We start from the raw sequence: 10,881 nt of genomic DNA on the forward strand, positions 1-10,881 counted from the left end.
TATATATTGGGGTGGCACAAGCCTCGGAGCCGCATTCATCCGCACCTCAGAGCACGACCACTTTCGAGCCGCTGGGGATGCGGCTGTAGAGGTCGATCACGTCCTGGTTCATCATGCGGATGCAGCCGGAGGAGACCGCTTCGCCGATCGTCTCGGGTTCGTTTGTGCCGTGGATCCGGTAGAGGGTGTCGTTGCCGTTCTTGAACAGATAGAGCGCTCGCGCCCCCAGCGGGTTGCTTTCACCCCCCGCCATCCCGCTCGACCATTTCGCATAGCGACGCGGGTCGCGCCGGATCATGTCGGGCGTCGGCGTCCAGCGCGGCCATTGCGCCTTGCGCCCGATCGTCGCCGTGCCGGCGAATTCGAGCCCGGCCTTGCCGACACCGACGCCGTAGCGCAGCGCCTTGCCATGCTCCTGCACCAGGTAGAGGAAGCGCTGGTGCGGATCGACGACGAGCGTACCGGGCGGATGCTTGGTCGGGTAGTCGACGAGCTGGCGCACATTGCGCGGCTGGAGATCCTCGAGATCGACCGCCGGCACCTTGAACTTTTCGGTATCGATCGCCGCATAGCGCTGCGCGACCTGGGGCGGAATCGCCGAGTAGGAGGCCGCCACGGGCGGCTGCGGCTGGACCGTCGTGCAGGCTGCAACAGTGAGGGGCAAGGCGATGACGGCAAAGCGCTTTGCCGCTTGGAGAACGCGGATCATTCTGGTCTTTCCGGTAAGGCTTGGGGAGCGAGGCGACCGAGGGCGAAACGCCACCCTATTGCGCCGCCTGCTTGGCGCGCGCATCGGCCACGATCTGCTTGAAGCCGGCATAATCCAGCGTCGAGGTCCGGAACGGACCCACGAGATAGGCCGGCGTCCCCTGCAAGCCGATCGAATCCGCCTGGGCGAGGTTGCGCCGCAGCAGGGCGGTGATGGCGTCCGCCCTGGCGCCGAGATCGGCCTGGAGGCGGACCATGTCGACGCCCGACGCCTTCACGGCTTCCAGCATCCTCTCCTTGGAAATCCGCATGCCGGGAATGCCCATCAGTGCGTGGTGCACGGCATCGTATTGGCCCTGGTAATGGGCTGCGACCGCGAGTTGTGCGCCATAGACGGAGGCCTCGGTCAGGATCGGCCAATCCTTGTAGACGAGCCGGATTTTGCCGTCGGTCTTGACGATGCGATCGAGATCGGGCGCCGACTTCTTGCAGAAGGGACAGTTGTAGTCGAGGAAGGCGACGATGGTGACGTCGCCCTTCGGGTTGCCGGCGGTTGGCGCCTCCGGATCGTTGAGGATGGCGTCGCTATCGACCTCCTGGCCGAGAGCGGACGGAATCCCCACCAGGGCGGGACAGATCGTGGCGAGAATGCCCGATGCGCTCAGTCTGGCGAAGCGGGTGATCACGGTTCTGCGGTTCAAGGCGGGCTCCAGGGTTGAAAAGACGGGGCTGGGGAGGGCGAGGGGTGTCAGGCGCCGGCCTTCGCCAGCATCGCGGAAAAGGCATCGACGGTTGTGGCGCCGGTCGTACGGGCCTCATCGACCTCGCGGCCGCTGCCGGCATCGATGAAGAGCAGGGTCGGCGGCCCCACCACGCCGAAGCGGTCCATCAGAGCCTGGCCCTCGCTGCCATAGACGGTCAGGTCGGCGCGGATGATCGTGATCGTGTCGAGGCGGGCGCGGATCGCGGGGGCGCGCATCACGCTGCGGTCGATCTCCTTGCAGACCGTGCACCAGTCGGCGGTGAAATCGACGAGGATCGGCCGGTTCACCGCCCGGGCCTCGGCGAGCGCGGCATCGAAGGCGGCAGTCGTCGAGACGACCCGCACACCGGCAGTGGGCGCCGGTTCCATCGCGCCCGCTCCGTCGAGAAGCGTGGCCAGACGCAGAGGATCTTGCCGCCCCGTCGCGGCAGCTCCGACCAACACCAGGCCGTAGAGCGCTAGGGCGACAGCCATGAGGCGGGGCAACAGACGCAGGTGGTCGCGGATCAGCGCATAGGCGCCAAACCAGACGCCGCCCGCGATCGCCAGCAGGCCCCATAGGGCGAGCGTGACGTCGGCCGGCAGCACGCGCGCCAGCATCCAGATGGCGAGCCCGATGAAGACGAAGCCGAAACCCTGTTTCGCCTTGACGAGCCAGGGCCCGGATCGGGGCAGGATGCGGGCTCCGAAGGTGCCAAACAGCACGAGTGGCAGCCCCATGCCGAGCCCGAGCGCAAAGAGTGCCGCTGCACCGCGCGCCATGTCGCCGGTCTGCGCGACATAGATCAGCGCGGCCGCCAGCGGCGGCGTCACGCAGGGGCCGACGATCAGGGCCGCGGTGAAGCCCAGCATCGCCGCTCCGCCAAGCGAGCCGCCGCGGCCGGGGTTCCCGCCCGTCAGCCGCGTGCTCCAGCTCCGCGGGAGTTGCAGATCGAAGAGCCCGAACATCGAGAGTGCCAGCGCAGCGAAGACCACGCTCATCAGCCCGAGCGCCAGCGGCGTCTGCAGCACGGTTTGGAGATTGCGGCCCGACAATGCGGCGGCGACGCCCAGTGCGGCATAGGCCAGCGCCATGGCGAGCACATAGACGCCCGACAGAGCCAAGCCACGCCTGGCCGATAGGTGCTCGCCCGCCTGCGCCAGCATGCCCGACAGAATCGGGATCATCGGAAAGATACACGGCGTCAGCGACAGAAGCAGGCCGAAGCCGAGGAAGCTCGCCAGCGTCAAGGCGAGGCTGCCGGAGAGCAGGCTGGCCGGTGCGGCGGCGGCCGGCGACCGCTCCAGGACGCTGATGGGCTGCGCCTTCGCAAGGGCGCCTGTGGCCAGATCGAGACTTTTGACGATCGGCGGATAGCACAGACCCTGCTCGGCACAACCCTGATAGCTCACGATGATCGTGCCCGTTGCCGGCGCGCCGCTGGCGCGGATACGGGCCTGCGTCTGGCCGTGATAGATCTCGGTCAGTCCGAAATTGGGATCGTCCTTCCGCTCGCCGGCCTGCGTGACGAGCGGAAGCGGCGTGCCGTCCGGCCACTGCGCCTTCAGGCTTTCGCGATAGAGGTAGTGGCCGGGCAAGGCCGTCCATGTCAGGACCAGGCTGCGATCGGCGGCCCGCTCGACGCCGAGGCGGAAGACCTCGTCGGCGGGGCGCGACGTGGCGGCGGATGCGACGCCCGCCAGCGCCATCAGGCAAAGGACGAGGCTGGCGAACGCTGCGAGGAACGGGCGGTGCATGGCGACCTTCGATCGGTTGAAGCCGCCATTTCGACAGCCCAGCTTAAGCCAGCCTTAAGGCTGGGCTGGTCGATCGCGACGACAGGAGCCAGATGCATGCGCATTCTCGTGATCGAGGACGACCCGGTTTTGGCCGACGGTCTCAAGGTCGGCCTCGGCCTCGCCGGCATGACGGTGGATTGCGTCGACAGCTGCGCGGATGGACGCGCGGCGCTGGCGACATCGGCCTTCGATGCGGTCGTGCTCGACCTGATGCTGACCGACGGTTCCGGTCTCGACCTGCTGCGCGAGATGCGTGGGTCGGGCGACCGGACCCCCGTCCTGCTGCTCACAGCGATGGACGAGACATCCGACCGCATCCGCGGACTCGACACCGGGGCCGATGATTATCTCGGCAAGCCGTTCGATCTCGATGAGCTCGGCGCTCGCGTCCGTGCCATCGCCCGGCGAGGCTTGGGGCGGGCCTCGCCTTGCCTTGCCGCCGCAGGAATCCTGCTGGACCCCTCGGTCCTGTCGGCGACCCTGCACGGCGCCCCTCTCTCGTTGTCCCGGCGGGAATTCTCGGTGCTGGCGGCCTTGATGGAGCGGCCCGGCACGGTGCGCTCCAAGGCCGAGATCGAGGACCGGCTTTATGGCTGGCAGGAGGAGATCGAGAGCAACGCAGTCGAGGTCCATATTCATCATCTGCGCGCCAAGATCGGCCGCGACGCGATCGAAACCGTGCGCGGCCTCGGCTATCGGATCAGGGTGACGTCATGACCTCCTTGCGTGGGCGCCTCTTCGCGATCCTGTTGAGCGCGACCGGGGTGATCTGGCTGTCGGCCGTGCTGTGGATTTATGTCGGGACGCGAGGGGAGTTGGAGCACGTCCTCGATACCCGTCTGCAGGAGGCGGCGCGGATGGTGAATTCGCTCGTGGCCAGCGTCGATATCACGGCACCGGCCGCCGTTCTGCCGAGCTTACCGGTGGAATCATCGGGGTATGAGCGGCAGCTTTCGTGTCAGATCTGGTCGCTGGACGGCCGTTTGATCGCTCGGTCGAGCAGTGCCCCAGACGGCCGCCTGACGGAAGCGGAATCGGGCTTTTCCGACCGTGTCGTCGATGGCGAGACCTGGCGCATCTACACCATCGCCAACGCCACCACTGGCGCGCGGGTCATGGTCGGGGATCGGCTCGGCCTGCGCGATCGCCTGGTCTCGGATCTGATCAAGGGGCTGCTCGCGCCGGCCCTTCTGATCGCACCGCTGCTCGCTTTGCTGATCTGGATCAGCCTCGGACGAGGCCTGCGGCCGCTGCGGACGATGGCCCGCGATGTCGGCGGGCGAGACGCCGACGATATGAGCCCGATCGATCCCGTGCGGGCGCCAGCCGAGGTCAAGCCGCTGATGCAGGCGTTGAATGGTCTGTTTGCCAAGGTCGAAGTGGCCCGGCGGCACGAGCGCGAGGTCACGGCTTTCGCGGCGCATGAACTGCGGACACCGCTTGCGGGGCTCAAGACGCAGGCCCAGATCGCGATGAGCGCCGGCGACCGCGCGGTCCGACAGGGGGCGCTGCATCAGATCGTGCTTTCCGTGGACAGGACCACGCGCCTCGTGCGCCAGCTGCTGGCTCTGGCGAAGCTCGACGCAACCGCCGAGCCGCACGCGCGCGAGCCCGTCACGGTCGGTGACGTCTTCGACGAGATCGGGGCTACGGCACCCGCTCCGAAATCAGATGTCTGCATCGCGATCGAGCCGGCGCTGCGAAGGCTGACCATCGTCGCCAGCCGCGAACTGCTGACGCTCGCCCTGCGCAATCTCCAGGAGAATGCCGTCCAGCACACGCCCTCTGGCGGCACGGTAACCTGGCGCCGGGCCGCCGCCGGAACCGGCATTGTCGTCGAAGACGAGGGAGCGGGCATAGCCGAGGATGAAATCCCTCTTGTCACGCAACGCTTCTTCCGCGGCCGCAACAAGAGCGCGATTGGAACCGGGCTGGGACTGGCGATCGCCGATGCAGCCGTTAGGCGCATGGGCGGACAACTCCATCTCGCCAACCGCCGCGACCATGGCGGCTTGGAAGCAACGGTCCAGATGGCACCAGACACCCGCAGTTGACCTGCTTTGTCACACATGCGCGCCACCTGGTCTGGGCTGCATCGCGTTTGCCGGGCGGCCCAGGGCCGTGAAAAGGAGAGATGACCAGCAAGACGACCAGATTTCTGCCTGAGGCTGGCGTCCGCCTGTCGTGGATTCTGCCGGAGCATGGGGGCGAGCATCCATACCCCTGGACCGCGATCGGCCTGCCATTCACCAAGTCGCGGCACCGCGCAATTTATGAAGCGCTAGCGGCTTCGTTTGACTTCCTGCGACAGTTTTCAGCAACCGGAGGCTAGAATCCAGCTGGCGTGGCCACATTAAGAGATACATTCGAGTGTCCGGTTTCCGACATCGCTCAATGTCCGGTTGTGTGGCCGATCGTGTTGAAGAAGCCCGCCGATCTCCCGGTCGTCAGCGCTTGCGCACGCCCCAGGTGATCGGGCGGTTGGCCGGCCAGGAGACATAGCCCTCGACGCGCGGATGCACCGCCTCGATGATCGGCGAGAAGTAGAGACCGACGATCGGCACATCGGCCTGGACCTTGGCGTGGAGTGCGGCGAAGAGCTTGCCGCGGATGGCCGGGTCGTCGGTCGTGTCGAGCTGCCCGAGCAGGGCGACCGCGTCGGGATCGCCATATTGCGCGGTCTTGAACCGGGTCTTGTCGCCGACGAAGGCGGCATACATCAAGGCAGGATCGAAGCGGCCGGAATAGCCGAAGGACTGCATCTGGAAGCGGCCGTTGAGATAGTTCGACAGCTGCGTCGCCCAGTCGATGACCTCGAGCTTCACGGCAAAGCCGGCGCCCGCCAGCATCTGCTCGATCATCACAGAATTCTGATACATGTTCTGATGCTGCTTGTTGGTCTGGAGGCGCAGCGGCTCGCCCTTGTAGCCGGCCTCCTTCAGCAGCGCCCGGGCGCGCGCCGGATCATAGGCCGGCCAGGCCGCGAAGCCTGCATTGTAGAAGGCGGTCGAGCTGCTCACCGCCGAGGCGTTGGCCGGGGCCATGCCGAGCGTCTGGGCCTCGGCGATCTGCTTCAGGTCGATGGCATGGGCGATCGCCTGCCGGATCTTGACGTTCGACAGCAGCGGATCGTCGGTCTGCAGCAAGAGGGTCGACCAGCCGAGCCCCGGCGTGCTGAGGACGCGCATGCCGCGCTGCTTCATCGTCTCGATCTGGTCGGGTTCGATGTCGTGCAGGATATCGACGGCGCCGGTCAGCAGCGCCGCTTCACGCGCGCTCGGATCGGGGATCACCTGGAACAGCACCTGCTCGACCAGCATGTCACGGGCGCCGGAAAAGCCGTTGGCGGGTGCGGCGCTGCTGCGATATTCCGCGAATTTGTCGAGCAGGACATATTCGGCGCGCCGCCATTCCCGCAGCTTGAGCGGGCCGGAGCCGATCGGCTTGGACCATTTGCCCTCGGCATCGAGGCTGTCGGGATGCATCGCCAGCACATGGCATTGGATATTGGCGAGCTGCTTCAGGAAGATCGCGCTCGCCCGGTCGAGCTTGAACACGACGGTCTGCGGATCCGGGGTTTCGACCGCCACGACCTTGGCGCCGGACTGGCCGTTGAAGACAGGCCGGCAGGTCCAGGCGGAGGACTGGTTGAGGCGATCCCAGGACCATTTCATCTCGGCCGAGGTCACCGGCTTGCCGTTGTGGAACGTCGCCGGGCGCAGCTTGAAGGTATAGCTCCGGCCCTCATCCGAGAGCGTCCAGCTTTCGGCCAGCGCCGGCCCGACATCGAGGTCGGACTTATAGGCGACCAGCCCCTCGAAGAGCTGGTGGATCACCGTGTCGGTGTTGGTGTCGCGGTTGACGCCCGGCTCCAGGCTGCGGATATCGGCGTTGAGCGCGACGACGAGCCGGCTGGTCATCGGGGCCGACTGGGCGAAGGCCGAGCCTGTGGCCAATCCGACGACAAGGGCCAATCCGACGACAAGAACTTGGCAGGTGCTGCGTCGCATGGCCGGTCACTTTCAAGGGTTGGAGCGAAAATTGCGCATCATGGCCGCGGCATCGCCTCGGCCAGGAAATCGGTCACCGCCGGCAGCAGCCCGGCATGGCGATGGGCAACGCCCGGCACGATGTCGTGGCGCACCGCGATGGCGTGGTTCTCGAAGCTCGCTTTGAGCGCGCGCATGCGCTCGGGCCGGTTCACGCCGGCGATCTCGCCATCGGGACGCCATAGGGCTGAGCCTTTCGCCAGGGTGATCTCCCAGGTCTCGGTATCGTCGCCGCCGATGACCATCTGGACCGCAACCTGGCGCATCGCCTCGAGATCGATCGGCCGGCCCATCACGGCCTCGAAATCGCGCACGCCGACCCAGAAATCATGCTCGAAATCGAGCAGCGTCACGATGCCCGGCGCGCCGATCGAGACCGCCGAGAGGCGCTTGGGGTGCAGATAGAGGAAGCGGTGCGCGAAATGCCCGCCGCCGGAAAAGCCGAACAGCGCGAACCGATCGCCGTCGATCCGGTAGCGTGCCTGCACCTCTTCGACCATGGCGAGCAGGACCGCGTCGTAGCGCACTGAAGACGGTGTCATCAGCTTGTAGGAGGAGAGCTCGCCGGGGCTGGTGATGCCGGCAGGAAACAGCGGCGCCAGCACGATGCAGCGGCTCCGTTCGGCGAAGGGGATGAAATCGTCGCGATAGGCGACCATGTCGCGCATCGTGCCATGGACCGAGACCAGGAGCCGGTAGCGCTCCGTGCCAGCCTCGTCGTAGTCCTCCGGCACATAGGCGCACCAGCTGAAGCGCGGATCGGCCTGGCAGGCATGGATCGTGGTGCGGCCGAAATCATAGGCCGAGAGCTTGACGCCGTGGCGCCTGACGAAGGCCATCAGAATGTTCCTGTCGGGTTTGGATCGCGCGGCGTCGCCCGCGGCAGATGCGCCTCGATGATGGCGCCGACGCGGAAGCAGAGATCCTCGCGGAAGCGCCCCGCTACGACCTGGACGCCTGCGGGGATCCTGCTTTGCGGAGCGGTCGGCACCGCAAGGCCGGGCAGGCCGAGCACCGAAATCGCCATCAGCGGGCTCTGCGCCGCCAGGACACGGGTGGTTTCCGCAACATCCCTGAGGTCGAAGCCGACAGGGAAGGGCGGCGCATAGGAGCACGGCATCACCACGACCGGATAGTCTTCGAAGAAGAGCTGCCAGTTGCGCAAAGCGAGCGCACGCTCCCCGAGCGCAGCCAATGTGTCGGCCGCGCCATAGCGTGGAAAGGCTTCGTCCCAGAGCGCCAGCGCGCGGCGGATGCCCTCATCGCCGTTCTGTTCGATCAGCGGCTGCAGGTTCGCCATCACATCGGCCGTGGCGAGCTTGCCCCAGAGCTCACCGATGCCGGCCAGGTCCGGCGGCTCGATCTCCTCGACGATGATGCCGGCGGCCGCGAGCGCGCGGCCGGCGCTGAGCACCGCTTCGGTCACGCCTGCATCGACCACGGCGCCTTTCGGCCGGGCCACCAAGGCGACGCGTAAGGGTCCGCGCAGGGGCGCAAACGGCGCCGGCACGACGCAGCGCGGATCGCGCGGGCTCGGCTGCGCCATCGCTTCGAAGGCGATTTCGCAATCGCGCACGCTGCGCGTCAGCGGGCCCTGAACCGCCATGAGCTGCGAGGAGATCGCGGCCGGTCCCTTGGCAGTCGCATTGCTCGACGGCACCCGGCCATAGCTCGGCCGCAGGCCGACGAGCCCGCAGCAATAGGCGGGATAGCGCACCGATCCGGCGATGTCGTTGCCATGGGCGATCGGCCCGATGCCCGCGGCCACCGCCGCGGCCGCGCCGCCGCTCGATCCGCCGGGCGTGATGCCGGCATGCCATGGGTTGAGCGTCGCGCCGTGCAGCGCGTTCTCGGTGTGCCAGCGCATCGAATAGCACGGCGTATTGGTGCGCCCGATGATCACGGCGCCCGCAGTGCGGAGATTGGCGACGACCGGGTTGTCGCTCTCGGCGACGAGATCGCGATAAGCCTCGACGCCGCCATCGGTCGGGTGGCCCTTCTGGTCGATATTGCATTTGACCGTGACGGGAATGCCGTGGAGCGGCGCGAGCGCCTCGCCGCGCGCCCTCATCGCATCGGCGGCGTCGGCCGCGGCGAGCGCCTCGGCATCGAAGCGCCGGACGACGGCGTTGAGCGTGCCATTGACCGCATCCATGCGGGCAAGACAGGAGACGACCGCCTCGCGGCTCGACACCAGGCCGAGAGCGATCAATCGCGCAAGTTCGTGAGCCTCGAGCCGCCACAGGGCGTCGCCATCCGTCCAGTCAGCAGGCGATACCGCTAGGGGCTGGGGCGGCGGCATCATGGGCTCCGGTTGCAGATCCTAGGGAGGTAAGGCCTTCCTATGGAGGCCAAGAATATGTATTTTGTCAAACTATGAGACAGAAAAAAATCACGCCGGCCGCAGCAACCCCTGAGCATCCGAGCAAGCTGCAGCGTGACCTGCTGCCGCGCATCCTCGAGATGATCCGGCAAGACGCGCTGCTTCCGGGCCAGCGCCTGCCGGAGGCCGCCTTCGCGCGCCGCCTCCAGGTCTCGCGCACGCCGGTGCGTGCCGCGCTGCGCCATCTCGCGGAACGCGGCGTCATCGCCACCTTGCCCAATGGCGGCCATGCCCTGTCGCGGCCGGCCAGCGAAATCGCCGAGAGCGAATACGCTGCGGCCTCCGTCGATCTCGACGCCTATTGCGTCGCGATCGCCAGGGATCGTGTCGCCGGCGCGCTGCCGTCACAGGTCTCCGAAGCCGATATGATGCGGCGCTACGATATCGGCCGGCCGCTGCTGCTGCGCGTCCTGAACAAATTGGCCGGGGTTGGGCTGGTCGAGCGCCGACCGGGCCATGGCTGGCATTTCTCGCCGCTGAACGACGATGCGGCGATCGTCGAAAGCTATGCCTTCCGCCGTATCATCGAGCCGGCGGCGCTGCTTGAAGCCAGCTTCGCGCCCGATCCCGCCTGGCTTGCAGAGATGCGCCGGCGCCATGAGGTGATGCTGGCGCGGCCCTGGAGCGAAACCGCGAGCGTCGCGCTGTTCGAGATGAACTGCGAATTCCACGAAGGGCTCATCGCCGCCTGCGGCAACCGCTTTCTCCTGCTGGCCTTACAGCAGCAGAGCCGGTTGCGGCGTTATGCGAACTATTCCTGGCGCTATGGGCCCGAGCGCGTCGCGGTCTCCTGCCGCGAGCATCTCGAGATCATCGCCCGGCTGGAGGCCGGCGAGCGCGAGATCGCCGCGGTACTGCTGCGCCGTCATCTCGACCGCGCCCGCGAGGTCAGCCTCTCCCCGCGCGTCGCCAGCCCGACTTAGCGAGTTTTTCCTGTTTTTTATAATGAGATAATACTGAAGGCGCATACGAGCTGGCCGTTGCAGCGACCGACCCCTCCGGATCATCCCCAGTGAAGCCGATCGGGATTGTCGGCCTTATGCCTGAGAGGCCGTTTGATCGTACGTGCCCTCATGCTGAGGAGCTGCGAGACGCCATTTCCAGTAGCATCGGCCCGAAAAGTGGGAACCGGTTTTCGGGGCAAGCCGATGCAAGATCAAAGCGAGCATCGGCCCGAAAAGTGGGAACCGGTTTTCGGG

8 protein-coding genes and 1 pseudogene are annotated in these 10,881 nt (G+C 66.8%); 3 read left to right on the plus strand and 6 right to left on the minus strand.

Annotated features, from left to right (window positions below; translation table 11 throughout):
* Positions 1-49: 49 nt before the first annotated feature.
* The 3 genes and pseudogenes from BMZ97_RS23870 to dsbD all read right to left on the minus strand — a co-directional run.
* Positions 50-709, minus strand: a pseudogene (locus tag BMZ97_RS23870) (L,D-transpeptidase); the annotation flags it as partial.
* Positions 710-764: 55 nt separating this feature from the next.
* Entirely contained in the window at positions 765-1,358 is a 594-nt protein-coding gene (locus tag BMZ97_RS23875; RefSeq protein ID WP_244546582.1) for a DsbA family protein, read from the minus strand.
* A 98-nt stretch (positions 1,359-1,456) separates the two neighbouring features.
* Positions 1,457-3,208 (minus strand): protein-disulfide reductase DsbD, encoded by a 1,752-nt coding sequence (dsbD, locus tag BMZ97_RS23880; protein WP_092175698.1) that lies wholly within the window; start codon positions 3,206-3,208, stop codon positions 1,457-1,459.
* 96 nt (positions 3,209-3,304) lie between these two features.
* On the opposite strand from dsbD, the gene BMZ97_RS23885 reads away from it, so the two are divergent.
* Together BMZ97_RS23885 and BMZ97_RS23890 are read left to right on the plus strand one after the other, a co-directional pair.
* Entirely contained in the window at positions 3,305-3,967 is a 663-nt protein-coding gene (locus BMZ97_RS23885; protein ID WP_092175702.1) for a response regulator, read from the plus strand.
* Positions 3,964-5,304, plus strand: coding sequence for an ATP-binding protein (locus BMZ97_RS23890; protein ID WP_092175705.1), 1,341 nt, complete (start codon positions 3,964-3,966; stop codon positions 5,302-5,304). Before BMZ97_RS23885 ends, BMZ97_RS23890 begins: the two co-directional genes overlap by 4 nt.
* 393 nt (positions 5,305-5,697) lie before the next feature.
* Here BMZ97_RS23890 and BMZ97_RS23895 read toward each other — a convergent pair whose 3' ends face one another.
* From BMZ97_RS23895 to BMZ97_RS23905, 3 genes are read right to left on the minus strand one after another with little or no spacing between them, the layout of a single operon-like run.
* Positions 5,698-7,260, minus strand: coding sequence for an ABC transporter substrate-binding protein (locus tag BMZ97_RS23895; protein WP_210188320.1), 1,563 nt, complete (start codon positions 7,258-7,260; stop codon positions 5,698-5,700).
* 38 nt (positions 7,261-7,298) lie between these two features.
* Entirely contained in the window at positions 7,299-8,138 is an 840-nt protein-coding gene (locus BMZ97_RS23900; RefSeq protein WP_092175708.1) for an alpha/beta hydrolase family protein, read from the minus strand.
* The gene (locus BMZ97_RS23905; RefSeq protein ID WP_092176005.1) at positions 8,138-9,601 is read right to left on the minus strand and encodes an amidase; all 1,464 of its coding nucleotides are present in this window, start codon (positions 9,599-9,601) and stop codon (positions 8,138-8,140) included. The genes BMZ97_RS23900 and BMZ97_RS23905 overlap by 1 nt, the downstream gene beginning before the upstream one ends.
* Positions 9,602-9,675: 74 nt before the next feature.
* Here BMZ97_RS23905 and BMZ97_RS23910 point away from each other — a divergent pair, with 74 nt between their 5' ends.
* Positions 9,676-10,605, plus strand: a complete 930-nt coding sequence (locus tag BMZ97_RS23910; RefSeq protein ID WP_092175712.1) for a GntR family transcriptional regulator — start codon at positions 9,676-9,678, stop codon at positions 10,603-10,605.
* Positions 10,606-10,881: the final 276 nt, after the last annotated feature.

Origin of the sequence: Allobosea sp. OK403, from assembly GCF_900113835.1 — a bacterium.
Lineage (GTDB): Bacteria > Pseudomonadota > Alphaproteobacteria > Rhizobiales > Beijerinckiaceae > Allobosea.